The sequence below is a fragment of the Flavobacterium sp. LC2016-01 genome (assembly GCF_009711135.1).
Taxonomy (GTDB): Bacteria; Bacteroidota; Bacteroidia; order Flavobacteriales; family Flavobacteriaceae; genus Flavobacterium.
The window spans coordinates 100,289-121,558 of the sequence record NZ_WMIC01000012.1 but is presented as its reverse complement, the minus strand read 5'-3'; the positions used below and the strand labels follow the sequence as shown (position 1 = coordinate 121,558).

Annotated in this window: 21 protein-coding genes; 11 read left to right on the top strand and 10 right to left on the bottom strand. The window is 33.2% G+C overall.

Features of this window, described 5'->3' with window-relative positions:
* Positions 1 to 49: 49 nt before the first annotated feature.
* From GKZ88_RS20740 to GKZ88_RS20715, 6 genes are all read right to left on the bottom strand, one after another.
* Entirely contained in the window at positions 50 to 526 is a 477-nt protein-coding gene (locus GKZ88_RS20740) for a nucleotidyl transferase AbiEii/AbiGii toxin family protein (RefSeq protein ID WP_155104223.1), read from the bottom strand.
* Between the two features lie 233 nt (positions 527 to 759).
* Positions 760 to 1,071: a DUF4286 family protein gene (locus GKZ88_RS20735; RefSeq protein WP_155104222.1), complete on the bottom strand. Its 312-nt coding sequence runs from the start codon at positions 1,069 to 1,071 to the stop codon at positions 760 to 762.
* A 115-nt stretch (positions 1,072 to 1,186) separates the two neighbouring features.
* On the bottom strand, positions 1,187 to 2,968 hold the full coding sequence (locus GKZ88_RS20730; protein WP_155104221.1) for a tetratricopeptide repeat protein: 1,782 nt from the start codon (positions 2,966 to 2,968) through the stop codon (positions 1,187 to 1,189).
* A 101-nt stretch (positions 2,969 to 3,069) separates the two neighbouring features.
* A complete protein-coding gene (gene lgt / locus GKZ88_RS20725) occupies positions 3,070 to 3,894 on the bottom strand; it encodes a prolipoprotein diacylglyceryl transferase (protein ID WP_155104220.1) in 825 nt (274 codons plus the stop codon).
* An 87-nt stretch (positions 3,895 to 3,981) separates the two neighbouring features.
* Entirely contained in the window at positions 3,982 to 5,253 is a 1,272-nt protein-coding gene (serS, locus tag GKZ88_RS20720; protein ID WP_155104219.1) for a serine--tRNA ligase, read from the bottom strand.
* Positions 5,254 to 5,522: 269 nt separating this feature from the next.
* Positions 5,523 to 5,942, bottom strand: coding sequence for a lipocalin family protein (locus tag GKZ88_RS20715; RefSeq protein ID WP_155104218.1), 420 nt, complete (start codon positions 5,940 to 5,942; stop codon positions 5,523 to 5,525).
* Positions 5,943 to 6,140: 198 nt separating this feature from the next.
* Here GKZ88_RS20715 and GKZ88_RS20710 point away from each other — a divergent pair, with 198 nt between their 5' ends.
* The gene (locus tag GKZ88_RS20710) at positions 6,141 to 6,623 is read left to right on the top strand and encodes a hypothetical protein (protein WP_155104217.1); all 483 of its coding nucleotides are present in this window, start codon (positions 6,141 to 6,143) and stop codon (positions 6,621 to 6,623) included.
* 43 nt (positions 6,624 to 6,666) lie between these two features.
* On the opposite strand, the gene GKZ88_RS20705 is transcribed toward GKZ88_RS20710, so the two are convergent.
* Complete coding sequence (locus GKZ88_RS20705; protein ID WP_155104216.1) at positions 6,667 to 8,217, bottom strand: patatin-like phospholipase family protein; 1,551 nt, start codon at positions 8,215 to 8,217, stop codon at positions 6,667 to 6,669.
* A gap of 253 nt (positions 8,218 to 8,470) precedes the next feature.
* Positions 8,471 to 8,917, bottom strand: a complete 447-nt coding sequence (locus GKZ88_RS20700) for a DUF4375 domain-containing protein (protein ID WP_230392570.1) — start codon at positions 8,915 to 8,917, stop codon at positions 8,471 to 8,473.
* A gap of 637 nt (positions 8,918 to 9,554) precedes the next feature.
* On the opposite strand from GKZ88_RS20700, the gene GKZ88_RS20695 reads away from it, so the two are divergent.
* From GKZ88_RS20695 to GKZ88_RS20675, 5 genes are all read left to right on the top strand, one after another.
* On the top strand, positions 9,555 to 10,004 hold the full coding sequence (locus GKZ88_RS20695) for a protease complex subunit PrcB family protein (protein ID WP_155104215.1): 450 nt from the start codon (positions 9,555 to 9,557) through the stop codon (positions 10,002 to 10,004).
* Positions 10,005 to 10,144: 140 nt separating this feature from the next.
* Positions 10,145 to 10,573: an SMI1/KNR4 family protein gene (locus GKZ88_RS20690; RefSeq protein ID WP_155104214.1), complete on the top strand. Its 429-nt coding sequence runs from the start codon at positions 10,145 to 10,147 to the stop codon at positions 10,571 to 10,573.
* Between the two features lie 9 nt (positions 10,574 to 10,582).
* Positions 10,583 to 11,140 carry a YdeI/OmpD-associated family protein gene (locus tag GKZ88_RS20685; protein ID WP_155104213.1) on the top strand — a complete coding sequence of 186 codons (558 nt, stop codon included), beginning with the start codon at positions 10,583 to 10,585 and terminating at the stop codon, positions 11,138 to 11,140.
* A 74-nt stretch (positions 11,141 to 11,214) separates the two neighbouring features.
* A complete protein-coding gene (locus GKZ88_RS20680) occupies positions 11,215 to 12,117 on the top strand; it encodes a PhzF family phenazine biosynthesis protein (protein WP_155104212.1) in 903 nt (300 codons plus the stop codon).
* Positions 12,118 to 12,239: 122 nt separating this feature from the next.
* Positions 12,240 to 12,974 (top strand): hypothetical protein, encoded by a 735-nt coding sequence (locus GKZ88_RS20675; protein ID WP_155104211.1) that lies wholly within the window; start codon positions 12,240 to 12,242, stop codon positions 12,972 to 12,974.
* 53 nt (positions 12,975 to 13,027) lie between these two features.
* Here the strand turns inward: GKZ88_RS20675 and GKZ88_RS20670 are convergent, their stop codons facing one another.
* Positions 13,028 to 14,164: a DUF664 domain-containing protein gene (locus GKZ88_RS20670; protein WP_155104210.1), complete on the bottom strand. Its 1,137-nt coding sequence runs from the start codon at positions 14,162 to 14,164 to the stop codon at positions 13,028 to 13,030.
* 143 nt (positions 14,165 to 14,307) lie between these two features.
* The gene (locus GKZ88_RS20665; RefSeq protein ID WP_012022943.1) at positions 14,308 to 14,535 is read right to left on the bottom strand and encodes a CDGSH iron-sulfur domain-containing protein; all 228 of its coding nucleotides are present in this window, start codon (positions 14,533 to 14,535) and stop codon (positions 14,308 to 14,310) included.
* A gap of 449 nt (positions 14,536 to 14,984) precedes the next feature.
* Here GKZ88_RS20665 and metG point away from each other — a divergent pair, with 449 nt between their 5' ends.
* The 5 genes from metG to GKZ88_RS20640 all read left to right on the top strand — a co-directional run bounded on the left by metG (position 14,985) and on the right by GKZ88_RS20640 (position 21,236).
* Positions 14,985 to 17,120: a methionine--tRNA ligase gene (gene metG / locus GKZ88_RS20660; RefSeq protein WP_155104208.1), complete on the top strand. Its 2,136-nt coding sequence runs from the start codon at positions 14,985 to 14,987 to the stop codon at positions 17,118 to 17,120.
* A gap of 131 nt (positions 17,121 to 17,251) precedes the next feature.
* A complete protein-coding gene (locus GKZ88_RS20655) occupies positions 17,252 to 18,727 on the top strand; it encodes a hypothetical protein (protein ID WP_155104207.1) in 1,476 nt (491 codons plus the stop codon).
* An 87-nt stretch (positions 18,728 to 18,814) separates the two neighbouring features.
* A complete protein-coding gene (locus tag GKZ88_RS20650; protein WP_155104205.1) occupies positions 18,815 to 19,699 on the top strand; it encodes a DMT family transporter in 885 nt (294 codons plus the stop codon).
* Between the two features lie 200 nt (positions 19,700 to 19,899).
* A complete protein-coding gene (locus GKZ88_RS20645) occupies positions 19,900 to 20,607 on the top strand; it encodes an HAD family hydrolase (protein ID WP_155104203.1) in 708 nt (235 codons plus the stop codon).
* Entirely contained in the window at positions 20,607 to 21,236 is a 630-nt protein-coding gene (locus tag GKZ88_RS20640) for a chloramphenicol acetyltransferase (protein WP_155104202.1), read from the top strand. Before GKZ88_RS20645 ends, GKZ88_RS20640 begins: the two co-directional genes overlap by 1 nt.
* Positions 21,237 to 21,270: the final 34 nt, after the last annotated feature.

Genomic DNA, 21,270 nt, shown 5'->3' with positions numbered 1-21,270 from the left:
AGGGCGCAAAAGTATTCTTTTTACCTCGAAGGGTCAAAGACTCAAAGCTTTATTTTTTATTTATTTCTCGAAGCTGCTGTACATCGAATAAATCTTTTGCTCGATTTGCTTTGATTTTACTCGTAATTAAATCTTCTAAAGACAGAACATTCCACTTTAAAAAAGTTTTATCATTTACAGTAACTTCTTCACTATCATTATATGCTTCCTCAAAAGTCCTATTCACTGAAAATTTAGTAATCAATTCTAAATCAAGATCAACTGGAGAAAATTTTATTGAAATATTTTGCTGTTGTTGTTTTACATTTTCGGGAAAATCATCGATTTCATATCCCATTTCATTAAAAACTAGCACTAATTTTTTAAAATTTTCATCAGTAGTTTCTATCCAAAAATCAACATCAGCAGAGTGTCTCTGATAGCCATGGAAATTAACAGCTCCTCCTCCAACCATAAGCATTCTAACCTTATGTTTAGTAGCTAAAGCTATAAATTCATCAATATTTTGATCCCAGAGCTTTGACATCTATTTTGATTTTATAACAATTATAAAATTCCCTTTATTTTTATCTACTTTATTTTTCATCGGAAACCGACTTATTCTTTCACTTAATCGCAAAAAGGCATAAAACCTTTCCACTTTTGATAATTTCAAAAAATCTTCCTGCTGCTGTTTATTACTTTCCTCTTTTGTTTGAAATCGAATTTCCATAATAGACTTTTTAAGTAAAATTGAGACTGAAAAGACTTAAAATAAAATTAATGATCTGAAATAACTTCTAATTCTGTTCTAAAAGAAAGCATTTTATCAGCAAATAATTCTAATGCTTCTCTGTCGAATTTAGGCTGATCTTCAAGATAATATTTCTCAAGCGTATCTTTACTGTCTGTTGTATATTGGACTGAATATGTAATTCCTCCCATTTCTTCTTCAATCAAAACCTTCACAATTCTTGCCGAAGAAAATTTTTCGGTTGCTAGAATTTCAGGTATATGTTTTTCCTGCATCCATTTTAACCATTGGTCATGAACGCTTTCATGGATATTGGTTGTAATATTGTAAATGATCATTTCTTTTAAGGTTCTGAGATTCTAAGGCTCTAAGGTTCTAAGTTTTTTTACTCGATTCTTAAAATCAAATTATTAATTCTTTTTTTTTGGAATTTGGAATTTAAAATATTGGAATTTACAAATTCTTATCTCCTCTCAACTCGCGGTATTTTTTTCTGGCATCAACAAAGTAAATACTGTCTTGATGATTAAAAATTACCTTTTCATACAAAGGCTTTGCCTTTTCTATATCATGCAATTCATCGTTGTAAATTTCAGCCGAGAAGAACAGTGCTTCATCAACATAAATTCCGTCACTATGATTGTCAATTATCTGTTGGTATTGGCTTAAAGCCGAATTAAAATCTTTCAGGCTTTCATATATTTTTCCTAAACGCAACATTGTAACAGCTTCTATTTCCTGTCCTTTATAGGTTTTCAGAATGCTCTGAAACTGCGTAATTGCTTCTTGTTTTTTGTTCTGATAAATTAAAAAATCACCTTTTGCAAACTGTTTCAATGCTGTTTGTGTCGAATCAGCGGCGGTATTATCATTTATCAGTAAAAAATATTCAAGAGCGTCATTTGCGATCAATTGTGTGTTTGCCGATTTCAATTCTTTAAACTGCTTTAAAGCCCATTCAAAATCGGTTTTATAATAACTTGTTTTAGCTGCTTTCAAACTTGCTTCATGTGCCATTACATCGTTCTTCAAATCCAATTGGATCTGCGAATAATAAATCAGCGCCTGATTGAATTTTTCCTGCAGAAGCAAAATATCTCCCAATTCCATTTTGGCATCAGCTTCTTGATAATCGTTTAAATTAAGCTCTAAAGCGCGCTTAACAATTGCAATACCTTCTTCGGGATTTTTTAAATTAAAAGCTGCAAAATGCGCTTTAATTAATTGCAAAGATAAGGTAAATGGAGTTATTTCGTAAGTTGTCAATAATTGCTGCAGTTCGGCATCAATTGCAGGATAATCTTTTTCCTGTGCTTTTTCTATTTTGATTTCCATCAAATAGTAATTCGTCTGAATCAATAAATCTAAATCTTTGGTATTCAAAAGAATGAAATTCAGAATTTCAGTAGCTGTTTCAGTATCATCTTCATTCAATGCAAACTGGCTCAAATTGACAATACTCGAAAGCGATTCAGGCTCACGCTTATAAATTGCTTTTTCCTGAATAAAAGCTTTTCCAAACTCTTTTTGTTGCACATAAAACCAGCTCAAATAATGATTCCAGAAAACATCCTGGTCTTTCTGAGTTTTTAAAATCAAGGCTTTTCGCATGGCATCTTTAAAAGCAGTATTATCTGTTTCACCATTCATGAAACGCGATAATTGTGTCTGAATTAAATTTGCATTCTGCGGATTTTTATAAGATTCTGTCAGCAAAAGTTCAATCATTTCATCGGTTCTGCCCAATTGCCCGTATAACATTCCAATCTGGAAGTTAAAATTATAATTCGGCTGCATCTGCATTGCGGTCTGATAGGCTTTTAAGGCATATTCCAGCAATACTTTTTTCTCAAATGAATTTCCAATTCCGTAAACATCATTCGGATTTGATTTAATTTTTTCGATTGCCTGATCGTAATAGTTTCTTGCTTTAGATTCATTTTTCTGCAATTGGTAATTGTATCCCAATTCAACTAAAAAAACGCCCTGTTTGTATTTGCTGTAACGATCCTGAATTGCTTTTTCGGCAACTGAATATTGCTGTAATTGCTGATAACAGTCAATTGTTCTTAAAAAATATTGCGTATTAGACGGCGCACTTGTCAAAAGCTCTTCATAACTGACTTTTGCTTTCTCGAAATCGCCTTTATCGAAGTAATATTGAGCCAATTGCTCATTTTGAGAAAATGCAAGACTTGACCACAGTAAAACGATATAGATAAAGATGTTTTTCATATTTCAGTTTTTTTTAGTCGCAGTTTTTAGTCGCGGTCTCGGTTTTCAATCGCAGTTTGCAGTCACAGTATAAAACTGTCAACTGAGACTGAGACTGTAAACTATTCTCTAATGTCAGTTCTTGATTTCCAAACAATCAAAGTTAATCCAATTAAAATAAAGGGAATACTTAAAATTTGTCCCATATTTATGATCATGCTATTTTCAAAAGCTTCCTGATTTTCCTTAAAAAATTCAATTATAAATCTAGCTAAAAACAATAGAGTTAAAAAAGTTCCAAATAATAATCCGCTGGTTTTCTTTATTTTGTCCGATTTATACATCCAAAATACAATTCCAAAAATCAACAAATACGCAAATGCTTCATACAATTGCGTTGGATGTCTCGGAATTAAATCATCTCTTTGAAAAACAACACCCCAATTTCCATTAGTAGGTTTTCCATAAATTTCAGAATTCATAAAGTTTCCCAATCTTATAAAAGCACCTGTAACAGGAACTCCAATTGCCATTCTATCCAACAGCCACAAAAACTTTACTTTGTATTTTCTGCAATATAAAATCATCGCAATTAAAACACCTATCGTTCCGCCATGACTTGCTAAACCCTGAAAGCCAACAAATTTATAAACACCACCGATTTTCTGAATCGGCAAAAGTATTTCTATTGGATGTGCCAGAAAATAATCTGGTTCATAAAAAAAACAATGTCCCAATCGCGCTCCTAGAACTGTGCCTACAATTACGTAAAGCAGCAAACTATCCAAATTTTCAATGGAAATGTTTTCTTTTTTATAAATATTTCTGACAATATAATAGCCTAATAAAAGTCCGGAGGCAAAAAGAGCGCCATAGTATTTCAAAGGAAAACTGTCTGTAATCATTACTATTACAGGATCTACATTCCAATTTAAAATTCCGTTCATATCACTTTATTTATGCTCTTTATTAAAACTAAGAAACCTAACAGATTTAAAAACCTGTTAGGTTTAACTCCCTAAATTACAAAAAATTTAGTTTATAATATCAAATCCACAGTAAGGACGTAAAACTTCTGGTATTACGATTCCTTCTGGCGTTTGGTAATTTTCTAAAATTCCAGCCAAAACTCTAGGCAAAGCCAAAGAACTTCCGTTCAAAGTATGCGCCAATTGATTTTTCCCGTCTTTGTCTTTGAAACGCAATTTCAAGCGGTTTGCCTGAAAAGTTTCGAAGTTAGAAACCGAACTGATTTCTAACCAACGATCCTGTGCTGTAGAAAACACTTCAAAATCATAAGTTAAAGCCGATGTGAAACCCATATCGCCTCCGCAAAGACGTAAAATTCTATACGGCAATTTCAATTCCTGAAGAATGTTTTTAACATGTTCAACCATTCCGTCTAGAGCTTCATATGATTTTTCTGGATGCTCGATACGTACAATTTCAACTTTATCAAATTGGTGCAAACGGTTTAATCCGCGCACGTGTGCTCCGTAAGAACCTGCTTCACGACGGAAACATGGTGTATAAGCGGTGTGTAAAACTGGTAATTCGCTTTCGTTTAAAATAACATCGCGGAATAAATTCGTAACCGGAACCTCAGCCGTTGGAATCAAATATAAATCATCAATAGTTGAATGATACATTTGTCCTTCTTTATCTGGCAATTGTCCTGTTCCAAATCCTGAAGCTTCATTTACCAAATGCGGTACCTGAACTTCATTATATCCTGCAGCCGTATTTTTATCTAAAAAATAATTGATTAAAGCACGCTGTAAACGAGCACCTTTTCCTTTGTAAACCGGAAAACCTGCACCAGTAATTTTTACACCTAATTCAAAATCGATGATATCGTATTTTTTTACCAATTCCCAGTGAGGCTGTGCACCTTCATGCAAAACCGGAATTTCTCCTTCTTCAAAAACATTTAAGTTATCGTCTGGTGTTTTTCCTTCCGGAACAATATCAGCAGGAAGATTTGGCAAAGTGTATAATTTGTTTGTCAATTCAACAGCAAGCGCTTCGGCTTTTTCGCCAAGTTCTTTGCTTTTTTCTTTTAACGAAACTGTTTTTTCTTTTAAAATAGCCGCTTTTGATTTCTCACCAGCTTTCATCAGCTCACCAATGTCTTTGGATAATTTATTAGATTCAGATAAAACATTGTCTAATTCTGCCTGCGCAGCACGACGGTTTTCATCTAATTGCACCACCTCTTCAACAACGCTTTTAGCATCGATATTTCGTTTTGCTAAAGCCTTGATTACTTTCTCTTGATTTTCTCTAATAAATGCGATTTGTAACATAGCTTGATTTTTGTAACTATTGTATTTTTTTATAATGGAAGCAAATTTAAGGAAATGTTTCCTAAGATTAAGACAAAGTTTGTGGGTAAAAAGTTATTTCACGCAGATACACAAAGATTCACCAAGGTTTTTAAAATTTCTTTGGGAAAACTTTGTGTTTTTTCTTTGTGTATCTCTGGGAAACAATAAAAAAAAACGGAAACAACTTTTTAAAGTTATTTCCGTTTCCTAATAAATCCAGCAATTCAAGGATTTAATTTTTCTATACATTATCTAGTATAAACTGTGATTATACCAGCGGCATCTTTCACTTTTAGCTCTTTAAGTGTTAGATTTACGATATCTTGAGTTTTAGTCACACCATTTATAACAGTAGTTAAATTATTGTGTGATCTTGAATAAATCCCCGACTGAACTGTTAACGCACAAGCACTTACAGCTGAACTGTAATCTCCAACATTTACTGTATTATCCAATTTTAGTTCTAGGTAATCACTGTTACAGCCACTTTGATTTTGTGGTGCATCAGACAATGTTTCTGTTCCATTTATGACAGTTCCCGTTTTACTAAGATCCCATTTTCCTTCTAATGGAATTAGTGTTTCTCCTTCGTTATCATCATTACTGCAAGATGTAGTAAATAAGCCAATGCTTAGTATTAAGGCGAGTAATAAGCTTCTAGTTTTCATGTTTGATTTCTTTAAAATTAATATTGCTAAATTAATTTGAAAGCTTACCAGATATGTTACATAAAATCCCCGATGATTTACATAATTATTAGAAATTCGTAAGTAAATTCACAGAAAAACACTTGACTCTTATAAAGCTTTAAAAATCAAATAATTCTGATATATTTGTTTTAACAATAATTTACAAAGTTTAAACCTATGAAAAAAATTACTTTACTGCTCTTGCTGGTCATTTCTTCAATATCTATAAGTTGTAACGAGAGAACTACAGAGAGCTACAATAACCAAATCGTCGAAGCACATACAAAGCTTTTTCAAGCTAACGAGGAATTCCTAAAAGGAAGTTTAAGTTTAATAGGAAAACCAGAATCAAAAAAAGAACTTTTAACATTGATTGCGTCAACAAGAAATAAGTTGATAGCAGCAAAAAAACCAGTCGATCTTTTATTGCCATTAAGTTCAGACCAAGGTTTAAGAAAAACGATGCTTGATATGTTTGACAGCAGTATAACGTCAATGGATGGCCTTGAAATAAACATAGACATTTTAACCGCTAAAGACAATGAAGCCAAAGCCGCAACTATGCTTCAAGGCGCTTTTACTGAAATTATAGAACTTGACGAAAAGATTAAACAAATTCAAGTTGAATATGCAGATTCTAACAATGCTCAATTAAGATAACATCTTAATTGGGCATTTGTCTTTTATGTAAATTATTTAGTTTTTACAGTTCCTTATTTTCTACCAGAAGACCTTTCAATTCATTCGTTTTTATGTAAACGGCAAAACGCCCAGCAAGCAATAACATTTCCTTTTCTTCTGCTGCGATTTTTAGTTTGGTTTCAACATGAGAGGCATATTCGTACAACATCAAAAGTTCGCTGGCACCAAAATCTTTAAAAGCTGTTTTATCTAGACTCGAAAGTACAAGCTCGCCATTTTTGTCTTTTTTGAAATGGTCTGTACCAAATTTTGCAATTAATTTCAGTTTAAAATCATCATGAAGCTTTAGCCAGCTTGCGGTTTCATCATCGGTATTTTTTAATTGTTTTACCAAATCTTCGTAGTCCTGATCTTTTTTCAATGTTGACAGATAGTTTCGTAAAGTCGTAAAACCAATAATCTGGTAATTTGAAGTCGGGATTTTGTATTTATCCAGAACATTTTCAACGTCCTTTTCAAACGTAATGTAACGCGTTTGAACCGTATACAAAGAAGCTGTTTCTAATAACGAAATCAATCGGATTTTCTCATCGTTTATAAAAGGTGCTTTTTTGCCGGGTCCCAAACAATCAATAAAAAGTGCTTTTTTGTTTTTGTCTTTCACTTTGGTGTCGCTGTGAAGCAATTCAAGAAGGGTTTCATAACCCGTATTATCTGATGCACCGCCATCAATTACGCATAAAATTTTGTCCTGATTTTTGATTCCGAATTTGGTTTTTGGAAGAACACCAGGAAATGCTGAACTCGCCGTAATAGCATAGGTCAGCGGAAAATCATAACCATTATTTATTTGATTTCCGTCAAGCGGAAGTGACGCTTTATTTGGAGCCAAAGAGGCATTAATTTTCAAAGCATGAATAATATGCGGCATAAACGGAAAACGTTCGCCATTGTTATACGCCGTTCCGTTAGCAACCATTATGGGCAATTTCGGACTTAGTTTGCTTTCTTTCGGAATAAAAAAGTCGGATAAAAGCATTTGAGTTCTAAACTTATTCTCGTTTTCAGGATTAGTACTGTCGTACTGCAAAACTTCAAAATCTAATCTTTGTGCCATTGAAATTTTTTCCCCCTTTTCGTTTCGGCTATTGTTAAGAAGAGATAAAAGCGAAGCCGATTTATTTACATCTGATTTATAGGCATCGGCTTTAGAAAAATAAAATTCGTTGAAACTGCAATTATCATATTGCAATTTATTTTTCAAAACCGTCAAATAATATCCCGCCGAATAACAGCCTCCGGAAACCGTTGAGAAATAATCAACTTCATTTAAAAAATTGCGCTTCGAATCGTTTTCCTGAATGTCTTCTAAACCCAAAAGCACGCCCATACTAAAAAACTGCGCGCGCGAACCACCGCCAGAAATCCCAACTCCCAAAGCAATATTAGGGTTCTGAAATTTTGCATCTCTTTCTTGAACTGATTTGTAATCCGCGAGTGAAACTTCAGGAATCGAACTGTAATTGATTTCTGAAAAAAGATTTATTTTGTTTTGAGAAATTGCTGTTTGAGCAAAAAGAACGAGCAAAATTGGGCAGTACTTAAATCTCATTTTGGCTGTTTTAAAATAGATAAATCACTCAAAGCGAAATTAATAAAAGTTTTTGAAAAAAGTGGCAAAGGTTCAGAGAGACAAAGGGACAAAGGTTTTTTTAGCCACAGATTTAAAAGATTAAAGTGATTTTGAAATCTGCTAAAATCTTTAAAATCTGTGTGAAAAAACTTTGCGAGGCTTCGACTTCGCTCAGCCTGACAAACTACTTTGTCTCTTTCTCACTTTGTTACTTTGTTACTTTGAAAAAAACCTAAGCTCGTTTAATCTCGTGTCCCACAAACTCCTCCAAAGCCGCAAACATATCGTCTACCGAAAGCACTTCAAAATCGGGGTGATTCTTCAAAAAATTAGCATTTAGTTCAGCCAGATTTTCTTCTAATTCAAAAAATTTATCATTGTTCAAAGCATCACGAACCGGATTTGCACCTTCCAATTTTCCTTTTAAAAATTTATCCAATTTGATATTGCTCGTAATTCTGACTTTTTTGCTTTGTTCCAAAAACAATTCCAAGTGTTTTTCAGCACCAATTAAAGCCAGACCTTCTTCAATCAATTCGTTTAATTCTTTGTTCCAGCCAGAATTATGAACAAACTGAGCAAAATTTCCTTCGGCATATTGTGAATAGTAATAATCAAGGTAATAACTCGTAATTGCATCTTCGTGAATCAATTCGTCGTCGACACCTTCTTCACGCATTAAGTTGATTACCGAAATATTAGAATGCACAACATCCTGCGGATTTTCACTTTTCATTGCCGTTTCTGAAACTATTATTCTGCCAAATTCTTCCATTGTATTTTGTTTTGAGTTTTTGCTAAGATCAGAATCTTCGCCGTTCTTATTTTCATTTATTTTCGCCGCCAAAACCTTCAAACGTTTAGCCTGAGCTTCTTTTTCTTCTCGAAGCTTGGCCTTTTTCCTGTTCAGCAGCTTCGTATGCAAAGCCTTATTTTTGGTGTTTTTTTCTGGTCCTTTCGCCATGATTTCTATCCTTCATGTTTTCATTTGCAAATTTCGTGGAAATAATAATACAAACACCAATATTTTTTTGGGCGTTTCCCGCCGAACAGCGGGCCGGGCTATCCGCTTCAAGTCCTCGCTCTTCCTTCGTCAGGCTGTGGGCTTTCCGCTTCAAATGAAATTCACTGAACTCCACTAAAAAATAAATATATTGTGAAGTAATCCCTAACGCAATCACGGTTTCATAAGAAAAAATCGTTTTTTAAATTTTTATTAAAAAAATTAAAATTGCAACGCAACCATTTAATAAAAATGCTATCTGTTTAATTAGCAAATCATTACAATTAATTTTTCAACCTAAAAAACCAAAACCATGAAACAGATAATTTTATTTTTAAGTCTTGCATTAACATTCGCAAGCTGTAGTAACGACAACGATGACGGATCAAATATTGCGTTTACAACAATTTATCAACGAGACAATTACGGAGCATCGCCTGGAACTATTCCTAAATCAAATCTGGTTATTACAAATCAAACTGATTGGAACACTTTACTAGAAAAACTAAATATCATCACGCAAGCTTTGTACACAACTCCTGATACAAATGTGGACTTTTCAAAATATCAGGTTATTGCTGTTTTTGATGAAGTACGCAATTCTGGTGGCTATTCCATAGACATTACCAAGATCACGCAATCGAACAACGAAATAACAGTTAAAGTGGAACAATTAAAAAAAGGCAATTTAACCTCCGTAATTACACAGCCTTTTCATATTGTCAAAATAGCGAAATCCAACAAAACTGTGGTTTTTAAATAATTTGGAATTTAAATTTTTACCCTAAATTACAAAACAGAAAATCAAGAAATTCGCCTCTTCTCTTTTAATTAATTATCATACTTTTATCCTTAATTAACGCAATTGCTAATTTGTGGGAATCTCTTATCTCTGATAAAACAATGATAGAAAAGTATAATAAAGAAAAAGATTTTTTGAAAAAAGTCGAAAACCCTGATGATGAGACCAACAAGAGAGAAATCTTAAATAAAGAGCAAATTGAAATGTTGCTTGAAAAATATCCGAAAGTACCTCAGGATTATATTTCTTATTTGCAAGAAATTGGATCCGGAAATTTTAGAGAAGGTCAATTTAAAGTTCATTCTTCTTTATTTAATCTTGAAGATTTAGGTCTTGAAGACCACTACGAATTACAATCAAATATCTGGTTTTTTGGAGATAATTACTGTGGCGATTTTTCGGGTTTTGATTTTAATGAGGAGAACGGCAATGTGGTCGAATTTTGGCATGAAAGCGGCGAACTTCATTATACCAATACGTCTTTTCAGACCTACATCAGAACTCAGATGCTTATGGATGAAAAATACTAAAAGTAAAAAATGACACCAACCTTCTTCTCCACTCAAGAAAAATTCAGAGCATGGCTCGAAAAGCATCACGAAAATGAAACTGAACTTTTAGTAGGTTTCTATAAATTGAAAACCAAAAAACCATGTATGACTTGGTCAGAATCTGTAGATCAGGCGCTTTGTTTTGGCTGGATTGACGGCATTCGAAAAACTATTGATGATGAAAGTTATACGATTCGGTTTACACCGAGAAAAAAATCGAGTATTTGGAGTGCAATCAACATCAAAAAAATTGAACAGCTCACAAAAGCCGGACTTATGAAAGAACCCGGAATTAAAGCTTTCGAATTCAGATCTGAAGAAAGATCCAAAATTTATTCGCATGAAAATGAAGCTTATGTTCTTGATCCGGAATTCGAAAAGCAATTTAAAGCCAATAAAATAGCTTGGGAATATTTCAGCAATCAAGCGCCATCGTACAAAAAAGTAATCATTCACGTAATTATGAGCGCCAAACAAGAAAAAACCAGACTTGCAAGATTAGAGAAAGCAATAAAATTTAGCGCTGAAGGAAAACGAATGTTGTAATGCCTATTGCTTTAGTATAGTATAAACAGTAACTTTATTCCGTCTAAAAAAGTTTCAGTTAAAAAGAAAAAGGAATGGAAGGAAGAAAAGCATTAGAATATTACGTTTTGGATGTATTTTCAAACGAAAGCTACAAAGGAAATCCGCTTTCTGTGGTTTTTACAGACGGCAATCTGCCATTAGATACCTATAAAGATATTTCTAAAGAATTTGGCTATTCCGAAACTTCTTTTGTCTATTATTCTTCAAGAGAAAAAGCACTGATGGTGCGTTCATTTACTCCAACTGGAATCGAAATCGACGGTGCAGGACATAATTTATTGGGTGCGGTCTGCGGCGCTCTGCTAAAAGGAATGCCTATTTTTGAGGACCAAAATGAAAGCGAGCCTTTTGTCATCATGAAACATTCTGCGATACCTGTAACGGTAAGTTTTGATCCGGTTACTTTTTATCCTGTTGTTCAAATGCATCAAAAATCGGCAGTGATCAAACAAGAAATCCCAACGTATAGAATTGCGGTAGCTCTTGGTTTAAAAATTGAAGATTTAGACGTAAATGCTTTTGTTCCAACAATAGTTAAAACAGAAGTTGCACACACCATGGTTCCTATAAAAAACAGTCAAATACTAAACAGCTTTGTTCCAGACAGCCAACTCTTGATTGAAATTTCAAAAGAATACAATTTTGAAGGATTTTACTGTTTCACCCTTGCTGATGGCGACCAAGAACATATAGTCGAAACAAGATTTTTTAACCCAATAATCGGGATAAATGAAGATCCAGCAACAGGAACCGCTGCAGGTCCTTTAATTGGTTTTTTAACGCAAAAGAAATTCACTAAATCTGAAAAGGAATACAAAATTCTTCAAGGCGTAAAATTAAAACAGGCGTCAATGATTGAAGTTATGAATCGTGAAGAAGATATTTTAGTTGGCGGTTCTTCGATTATAACGATGAAAGGTGAACTTTATATTTAACAATAAAATATTTATACAATTTAACACCGAATTGAAGCTGTAATTGTTAAAAGATGAAAAATAATAATATATTTGGGTTAATTTAATGTTTAACCCATAATCTACTTTTAACAACTATTAAAATGGAGAGAATCATAATTCTTATTAGACTTGCAATCGCAATTTTTCTATTCTATGTGCTTAATTATGTATTATACAGCACATTTAATCAAATCCCAGATTTCATAAGTGCCCCAATAAATGTAATTTTAGTAATTGGCGCTTTGTATTACATTTATAAAAGCAGAAAACAATTTATTGCTGATAATGAAGATGAAGAAGGGATGCCTCTTCAATTAGAAAAATCAAGTTACTTTTTTATACCGCTAGGAGCTGTAATCGCATTTTTTCTTGTGTCGTCTAGTTTTAGAACTGATCTTTATATTGACAATGGAAAATCTGTTCCAGTTGAATTCAAAATATCTTCAGAAGCAACACAAACCATTCCTGCAAATAGTTTTATTAAAATCGTTGCTCCGATAGGCGAAAACGAAATGATCATAGATGGAAAGAAAAAGAAAATAAACATAATCGACAACGGACGATGGGTTTATAATGTAGATAATTTGAATTCTTATATCGAAGGAACCGTAGATTATGCAGATCAGGAAATAAGAAATATAAATAATACACAGGATACTACCACAACAAAACTGTCTGTCGATAAAATTATCCATAAAGAATTTTTCAAACTGGAGTCCGATTTTATTTTTGAAGCCCCTGAAACTATAACTGTTTCAAAAGATGCTCAAACAGGTACAGTACACACACAAACTGTTTTATATAGATTGCCAAAAGAATTATCTCAAATAAAATAAACCCACAAAAAAAAGCTGCATCTAGAAAATGCAGCTTTTTTTTATTCAATATTTTAGTTCTTAATCTCTTGTTTAATTGGTTTTAATGGTTCTTGTTGAGGCGGAATTCTCTTTTGCAAAAATAAAATTTGTCCCAAATGACTTGATTGATGTTCCATAACATGAAACCAGCAATACTGATTGCTTATATCGTATTTCATTTGAATAGTGGCAAACCATGCATCATCTCTTTTCTTTAATTCCGAAATAGTTTTTGCTCTTACTTCATTATAAATATCAAGATAATATTGAATATCATGCCCTTTAAATTCATCTCGCGCGTCTTTCCCAAGATTTAGAGCGCTTTCCCATTTTTTCTTTTCTTCTTCGTTAAATTCTCTATTTTCAAAAGTAAAGACTTGATAGTATTTTTCAGCAGCAGCCAAATGCATTACAAGTGCTCCAATTCGGTTTGCATTTTCATCGTGCAAGTAATCAATTTCGTATTGATCCATATTTTTAACTGCGTATTCAACACGGTCTTTAAGGTCTTCCAGCATCGAAATCATGTCTCCAATTTTTGGTGAAGCACCTTCAACATTTCCTATTTTTCCGCTTTCTTTTACTACCATACCACTTCCGTCAAGTAATAATGAATATTTTCCGTCTGCGCTTGATTTATCTGAAGAAATGTTAAATTCCTTAACCTTAACGTTTTTCTGTTTCGCATTGCCCAAATTCCATTTTGGAATATCTGTATTGGTTGCCAATGTTTCAAAACTTGAATTTAAAATGGTTACAGGTTCAAAAACACCTTTTGCATTTTCGATAAATAATTGAAATTTATCAAAATAAAACTTTCCGTTTAACTCGCAAACGCCTCCAAAAACTAATCTTTCACTATTCTCATCAATCGTTCCTTCAACCGTATACGATTGCCATTCTTTTGATTTTATTGGTCTGTCATGCATATTATCAGCAAAACCTTCTTCATTATTTGAATTAAAAACTCTTCCAAAAACTCCTGCCCATGCATTTGGATCAGTAGACTCTACTTTTACTGAAGCAATTACTCGAAATTTTTTCTTTACCGGAGTTTTAATATCTATTGCTTGACTAAAAGCCATCCATTGGCTGGAAATAACTTTTTGTGTTTGAGCCTTTGCCGACACTAAACTTAAAAACAGGAATACTAGTAAAAATCTTTTCATTTTTTATGTTTTAACATTTTTTGTAAATATATACTGTTTTTTTAAGAGTAGAAAACAATTATTTAATCGGAAATTCTTTCAAATAAGAAAATAAAAAAAGCCGCAATAAATGCAGCTTTTACTATAATCAGAAATAGAATTTCTTAATTCGTTTTCATTGGAGGCAAATCAAACGCAACAGAATCGTGCTCGAAGTTGTTTCTGTGTCCGCCATCGCAAAATGGTTTGTTAGCAGATAATCCGCAACGGCAAAGTCCTAATGCTGATCTTCCCTGTAAACCGTAAAGTGCTCCTTCTGGATCCATGATTTCAAAATCACCTTCGATTTTGATTGATCCGTTTTTATTGATAATTAATTTTGTCTTGCTCATAAACTTGTTTTTTCGAATGCAAAGATTGCGAAATATATTTTGAAGATTTTAATGCGAACGCTAGTTTAAACTGGTTCTATTTTATTCGCTTTTCCGCAGAGATTTGCAAAGATTTTTTTAGAATATGAAATAATCTCGCAAAGACGCGAAGGCGCAAAGCTCTTTATTCAATAGCGTCCAGCTTTAGCTGGATGGAATTGTGATTATGTTTATCGGCTTTAGCCTAAATGCATATTTTTGGCTAAAGCCCAATAAATTTGCTTTACATAATCTCCAGCTAAAGCTGGAGGCAATTGATAATTCAATTTAAAATCTTTGCGCCTTCGCGTCTTTGCGAGATTCAAAAAATAAAAAACTCTACGAATCTCTGCGAAAAATCTCCGCGAATCTCCGCGTAATAACAAAATCTCAATTCTATTGCTTATTTTTGCACTCAATAAAATTGAGTTATGATACAGAATCCAAAAAGATATACTATTACAGCAGCATTGCCTTATACTAATGGACCAATCCATATTGGCCATTTGGCGGGGGTTTACGTGCCGGCAGATATATATTCTAGATACTTAAGATTGCAAGGAAAAGATGTAGCATTTATCTGCGGAAGCGATGAACACGGTGTTGCAATTTCGATGAAAGCAAAAAAAGAAGGAATTACACCACAAGAAGTTATTGATAAATATGACGGAATTATCCGCAAATCATTCTCCGATTTCGGGATTTCTTTCAACAATTATTCAAGAACTTCGGCAAAAGTTCATCATGATACGGCTTCAGAATTCTTTAGGACTTTGTATGATAAAGGCGATTTTATTGAAGAAGTTACAGAGCAATTGTACGATGCAAAAGCAAATCAGTTTTTAGCAGACCGTTTTGTTGTTGGTACTTGTCCAAAATGTGATAATCCAGAAGCTTACGGTGATCAGTGCGAAAAATGCGGATCGACTTTGAATGCGACGGATTTGATCAACCCAAAATCGACAATTACAGGAGAAACTCCAATTTTAAAAGAAACAAAACACTGGTTTTTACCTTTAGACCGTTATTCTGATTTTTTGACGGAATGGATTTTGGTTGGACATAAAAACGATTGGAAACCTAACGTTTACGGACAAGTTAAATCTTGGATCGACGGCGGACTTGAACCTCGTGCCGTAACGCGTGACTTGGATTGGGGAATTGATGTTCCGGTTGAAGGTGCCGAAGGAAAAAAATTATACGTTTGGTTTGATGCGCCTATCGGATACATTTCGTCTACGAAAGAATGGGCAGCGCGCGAAGGAAAAGATTGGGAACCATATTGGAAAGATGAAGATACCAAACTAGTTCACTTTATTGGGAAAGACAATATTGTTTTTCACTGTATCATTTTCCCAGCAATGCTAAAAGCGGAAGGAAGCTACATTTTACCAGACAACGTGCCTGCAAATGAATTTTTGAATTTGGAAGGAAACAAACTTTCGACTTCTAAAAACTGGGCCGTTTGGTTACACGAATATTTAGAAGAATTCCCAGACAAGCAGGATGTTTTACGTTATGCATTAACATCAAACGCACCGGAAACAAAAGACAATGATTTTACTTGGAAAGATTTCCAAGCTAGAAACAACAATGAATTAGTTGCCATATTTGGAAATTTTATTAATCGTGTTGTGGTTTTAACCAACAAATATTACGATGGAATTATCCCAACGCCAAATGAATTTTCTGAAGTTGATGAAAATACTTTAGCCGAATTAAAAGCATATCCAGCTGTAATTTCAAGTTCAGTTGAGCGTTACAGATTCCGTGAAGCTTTAGGCGAATTGATGAATGTTGCCCGTTTAGGAAATAAATATCTTGCTGACGAAGAGCCTTGGAAAGTTATGAAAGACAATCCAGAGCGTGTAAAAACGCAAATGCATGTGGCATTGCAAATTGCTGCAGCGTTGAGCGTTTTAGCTGAACCTTTTTTACCTTTTACAGCGGCGAAATTATCTAAAATCTTGAATTTAGGTGATCTTAAAGAACATTTTGAAGGATTTAGCAAGTTTCTTAAAGAGAAAGATCGTGATGCAAAAGACATCATTCTTAATAAAACATTAGGTTGGAATGATATTTCTGAAAATTCAGATTTAATTCCGGCAGGACACAAAATTGGTGAAGCAGAATTGCTTTTCGCTAAAATCGAAGACGAAGAAATACAAAAACAAATAGATAAATTGGAAGCTACAAAAACAGCTAATCTTGCTGAAAACAAACAACCGGAACCGCAAAAAGATTTAATTCAGTTTGAGGATTTTGCGAAAATGGATATTCGTATCGGAACTATTCTAGAAGCTGAAAAAATGCCAAAAGCAAACAAACTTTTAGTTCTTAAAGTAGATACTGGAATTGACGTTCGAACAATTGTTTCAGGAATTGCGGAGAGTTTTTCTTCAGAAGAAATCATTGGAAAACGCGTTTCTGTTTTAGCAAACTTAGCGCCAAGAGCGTTACGCGGTGTTGAAAGTCAAGGAATGATCTTAATGACAACAAATGCCGAAGGAAAATTGGTATTTGTTAATCCAGATGCTGACGCTCCAAACGGATCGACTGTAAACTAAAAATTTATATACTTTATAATCGCGTGAATCAGTTTATATTAATTGATTCACGCTTTTTGCTTTATAAACATTTCATAAGTCTCCAAAAAATCAGATATTCGTCAAAAAATAAATTAATTCACCTCTTTCAAATGGCAAAAAAACTACTATTTATTCTGTTATTTTTAAACAACTATATTTCTTTTTCTCAAGAAATTGTAAAAGAGTTTGATTTGGTAATGGAAAAGAAAAGAGATTTTTTTCAGGTAGTTAATGAAAACAAAAAAGAAGTTATTCTGTTTTTGAACGATAAAGAGAAAGTCACTGCTATACGATTCGACGAAAAATTTGAAATAAAAGATTCTCTGTCTTCAGCAAGACCTGAAAAAATCTATGACGAAATTATTGGATACTCTCAGAATGAAAACGATTATTTTGTTTTTTGGGGATCCGAAGACAGAAAAAAAATCAACTCTCAATACTTTAATTTTGCAACAAAAGAAATCAAAACAACTTCTATAAGTTTAGATTTAAAAAAAGAAAAGATAATCAAAGAGCTTACAATAAATAATGTCTTTTATCTTATTACAATTGTCAAAAACACGAGCATTTTAAAATTTTATATTTCTGACAATAAAGGTAATTTAAATGAAAAGACCGTAGACTTATCTCATTTGGAATTCAAAAATATGTATGGTAATCCTGAAAATTTATACACTGTTTTAACAGATGAATCTTCAGAGCCCTCTTTTCAGAAGGTAGCAAATGATAGTCCGCCATCACTGGCATTGAGTACTAAAAGATATAAAATTTATACTTATAGTCCCAATGAAATTATTTTTACAATGGATAATACCACAAACGCAACCCAAGTTTTACGAATTAATTCTCAAGATTTCACATCAGAACTTAAATCTATTGCGCAGCCAAAAACTCAGAGAGGAGAATATGGCTCATTAATATTTAAATCGAATTCATTTTTGATTGACAATAAAATTCTTCAGATAAAAACCAATGCTTTTGTTTTGTTCATTACAATAAGTGATTTGAATGGCAACAAGATTAAAGAATATAAGGCTTTACATGATCAGGAAATAGACTTTAAAAACTCTGATTTTTTTCAGGAAAGTGACGGTATTCTTAATCAAAAAAATATTGAAAACACAGAGAAGTTTTTACGCAAAATCCATAACTTTCCAAGTATATCGTGTTATAACTTAAATGGAATCTATTATACCGCAATAGGAAGTTCTGTAGATAAATCTCATGCTAGTGGCGGTGGCGGAATGGGAGTTTCAGGTATTGGAGTCGGCGCTGGCGGTATGGTACCAATTTATTATGGAAGTTATACAGTGGAAAATTTGATCTCTTATACAGATAAAATTGTACTTTACACCAACTGTCTATTTGATTCTAATTTTAATCATGTTAAGGGTGAAGTAAAAAAATCAGCTTTTGACAAAGCTAGAATCTTCCTTGAAGAAGATAAAAATATTCACGAAAGTGTTTCATTCTTTACAAAAAGCATATATAAAGATTTAATACTTTTCAAGTTCAACAAGAGTTTATACTTGGGAAACTATAATAAAACAAATAAAAAATATCAGATTTTTAGTTTTACTGAATAATATAAGTATTCAATTAAAGTTTTAAACTAAAAACTCTAAGCTTTTCTTTCGATGATTTGCTTTCGAAAGCTAAAAAACAAAACAAAAATGAAACTCACCAAACCAAGATTAGCTTTAATCTGCGGTATACTCTGCATTTCGATTTTTCCAATATTGGTCAAATTACGCTTAACGCCAGGATTAATTTCGGCTTTTTACCGAATGTTCTTTGCCTTAATTTTGCTTTTGCCTTATACCTTTTTGAGTAAAAATTTTAAACTTCCTAGTCTAAAATTTACACTTTTGGCAATGCTTTGCGGTGTATTATTTTCTTCGGATGTTGCGGTTTGGAATATTGCCATTCAGGATTCGAGCGCGACTCAGGCCTCTTTGTTGACAAATTTATCTCCGGTTTGGGTCGGAATAGGCTCTTTCTTATTTTTGAAATCAAAACCGGCAACGAATTTCTGGATCGGAACTATTGTTTCTTTATTCGGAATGGTGACTTTGGTTGGCTTTGAATTTTTTATTGATTTGAATTTTGACCAGGCTTTTCTGTTTGCGGTTTTATCCGGAATCTTATATTCGATTTATCTTTTGGTCAGTAAAAATGTGCTTTCAGAAGTTGATGTTTTGTCGTTTATGACCATCAGTTTGTCAGCTTCAAGTATTTATTTAGGAATTCTTTGTTATTCCTTAAACGAACCTTTTACAGGGTTTTCGAATACAGGCTGGTTTGTATTGATTTTGCAGGCCGTCATTTGTCAATTGTGTGCTTGGCTTTCGATCAGTTATGCAACGCAGCATATGCGTGCAACGAGAGTTTCACTGAGTTTATTGAGTCAAGCGGTAATTACTTCAATTTTAGCTTGGTTGTTTTTAGAAGAAAAAATAACTTTACAAATGGTTTTTGGCGGCATCATTCTGCTTTTCGGAATTAGAATTACTTTTTACGACAAGACAATTTCTTTGAAAAGGTTGTTTTCGAAGTAAAAAATCGGCTCACAGATTTTAACGGGTTAAACGGGTTTACGCTGATAATTTGCGAAATTCGTGGTAAAAAGTTTCCCGCAGATTTTACAGATCAAGCAGAAAAAAAATTAGTTTAATTCGTGAATTCGTGGCGAAAAAAAGTCAATTTGCAGAAAAAAACCTGAAACAAAGAAAACCTAAAACCTGAAACAAAAAACACCATGTTACATAAAAACAAAATACCAAATTTAAAAGTAATCGCATTTGATGCCGATGATACTTTGTTTGTAAACGAACCTTATTTTCAAGAAACTGAACATAAATTTTGTGCTTTAATGGAAGATTATCTTTCGCATCAAGGCATTTCGCAGGAATTATTCAAAATTGAAATTGCAAATTTGCCTTTATACGGTTACGGAATAAAAGGTTATATACTGTCGATGATTGAAGCGGCGATGAATATTTCGAATAATACAATTCCAATGGAGGTCATTGAAAAAATCATTCAATACGGAAAAGAACTTCTTGAAAAACCAATTGAACTTTTGGACGGAATCGAAGAAACGTTACAAGCTTTACACGGAAAATATAAACTTGTTGTTGCCACAAAAGGCGATTTAAAAGATCAGCACAGTAAATTGCACCGTTCTGGTTTAGGGCATTATTTCCATCATATCGAAGTAATGTCAGACAAACAGGAAATCGATTATGAAAAACTTTTGGGCCGTTTAGACATTCAGGCACATGAATTTTTGATGATCGGAAATTCGCTAAAATCAGATGTTCTTCCAGTATTAGGAATTGGCGGTTATGCGGTTCATATTCCGTTTCACACCACTTGGGAACACGAAAAAATCAATCACAAAGTAGAACATGAACATTTTAGTTCATTTGAAAACATCACCCAAGTTGTTCCTAATTTAATATAATGAAAACACTTTTAGACCTAGAAAACTGGAACAGAAAAGAACATTTTGCCCATTTCAGCAGAATGGAAGAACCTTTTTTTGGCGCAACAGTCGAAATAGATTGTACTAAAGCTTATCAAAGCGCCAAAGAACTGAATGTTTCTTTTTTTATTTATTACCTGCATAAAACATTAGTCGCTGTAAATTCGGTTGAAAATTTTAAATACCGAATTGCTGAAGGCAAAATATATGTTAATGATCGTATTGATGCATCAGCAACTATTGGGCGTGAAGACGGAACTTTCGGGTTTTCTTTAATCGAATACAATCCTGATTTTGACATCTTCAAACAAAATGCTTTAGCCGAAATTGAACGTATTCAAAACACAACCGGACTATTTACAAGGGAATTTAATGATGATAATTTGATTCATTTTTCAGCCATTCCATGGTTAAACTTTACATCACTTACTCACGCCCGAAGTTTTACTTTTCCAGACAGCTGTCCAAAAGTTTCTTTTGGCAAAATGATGGTTTCTGAAACAGGCAAAAGAACGATCTCAATGGCTGTATATGTTCATCATGGATTAATGGATGGATTACATTTGGGTCAATTTGTAGATCATTTTCAAGAATTGATGAACATCTAAAAAATAAAATTGGAATGCTTTTTGTGCGTAAAAA

Excerpts from the sequence above, each read along its gene's own strand:
- GKZ88_RS20740 (WP_155104223.1), bottom strand. The coding sequence starts at position 526 with ATGTCAAAGCTCTGGGATCAAAATATTGATGAATTTATAGCTTTAGCT.
- GKZ88_RS20735 (WP_155104222.1), bottom strand. The coding sequence starts at position 1,071 with ATGATCATTTACAATATTACAACCAATATCCATGAAAGCGTTCATGAC.
- GKZ88_RS20730 (WP_155104221.1), bottom strand. The coding sequence starts at position 2,968 with ATGAAAAACATCTTTATCTATATCGTTTTACTGTGGTCAAGTCTTGCA.
- lgt (WP_155104220.1), bottom strand. The coding sequence starts at position 3,894 with ATGAACGGAATTTTAAATTGGAATGTAGATCCTGTAATAGTAATGATT.
- serS (WP_155104219.1), bottom strand. The coding sequence starts at position 5,253 with ATGTTACAAATCGCATTTATTAGAGAAAATCAAGAGAAAGTAATCAAG.
- GKZ88_RS20715 (WP_155104218.1), bottom strand. The coding sequence starts at position 5,942 with ATGAAAACTAGAAGCTTATTACTCGCCTTAATACTAAGCATTGGCTTA.
- GKZ88_RS20710 (WP_155104217.1), top strand. The coding sequence starts at position 6,141 with ATGAAAAAAATTACTTTACTGCTCTTGCTGGTCATTTCTTCAATATCT.
- GKZ88_RS20705 (WP_155104216.1), bottom strand. The coding sequence starts at position 8,217 with ATGAGATTTAAGTACTGCCCAATTTTGCTCGTTCTTTTTGCTCAAACA.
- GKZ88_RS20700 (WP_230392570.1), bottom strand. The coding sequence starts at position 8,917 with ATGCGTGAAGAAGGTGTCGACGACGAATTGATTCACGAAGATGCAATT.
- GKZ88_RS20695 (WP_155104215.1), top strand. The coding sequence starts at position 9,555 with ATGAAACAGATAATTTTATTTTTAAGTCTTGCATTAACATTCGCAAGC.
- GKZ88_RS20690 (WP_155104214.1), top strand. The coding sequence starts at position 10,145 with ATGATAGAAAAGTATAATAAAGAAAAAGATTTTTTGAAAAAAGTCGAA.
- GKZ88_RS20685 (WP_155104213.1), top strand. The coding sequence starts at position 10,583 with ATGACACCAACCTTCTTCTCCACTCAAGAAAAATTCAGAGCATGGCTC.
- GKZ88_RS20680 (WP_155104212.1), top strand. The coding sequence starts at position 11,215 with ATGGAAGGAAGAAAAGCATTAGAATATTACGTTTTGGATGTATTTTCA.
- GKZ88_RS20675 (WP_155104211.1), top strand. The coding sequence starts at position 12,240 with ATGGAGAGAATCATAATTCTTATTAGACTTGCAATCGCAATTTTTCTA.
- GKZ88_RS20670 (WP_155104210.1), bottom strand. The coding sequence starts at position 14,164 with ATGAAAAGATTTTTACTAGTATTCCTGTTTTTAAGTTTAGTGTCGGCA.
- GKZ88_RS20665 (WP_012022943.1), bottom strand. The coding sequence starts at position 14,535 with ATGAGCAAGACAAAATTAATTATCAATAAAAACGGATCAATCAAAATC.
- metG (WP_155104208.1), top strand. The coding sequence starts at position 14,985 with ATGATACAGAATCCAAAAAGATATACTATTACAGCAGCATTGCCTTAT.
- GKZ88_RS20655 (WP_155104207.1), top strand. The coding sequence starts at position 17,252 with ATGGCAAAAAAACTACTATTTATTCTGTTATTTTTAAACAACTATATT.
- GKZ88_RS20650 (WP_155104205.1), top strand. The coding sequence starts at position 18,815 with ATGAAACTCACCAAACCAAGATTAGCTTTAATCTGCGGTATACTCTGC.
- GKZ88_RS20645 (WP_155104203.1), top strand. The coding sequence starts at position 19,900 with ATGTTACATAAAAACAAAATACCAAATTTAAAAGTAATCGCATTTGAT.
- GKZ88_RS20640 (WP_155104202.1), top strand. The coding sequence starts at position 20,607 with ATGAAAACACTTTTAGACCTAGAAAACTGGAACAGAAAAGAACATTTT.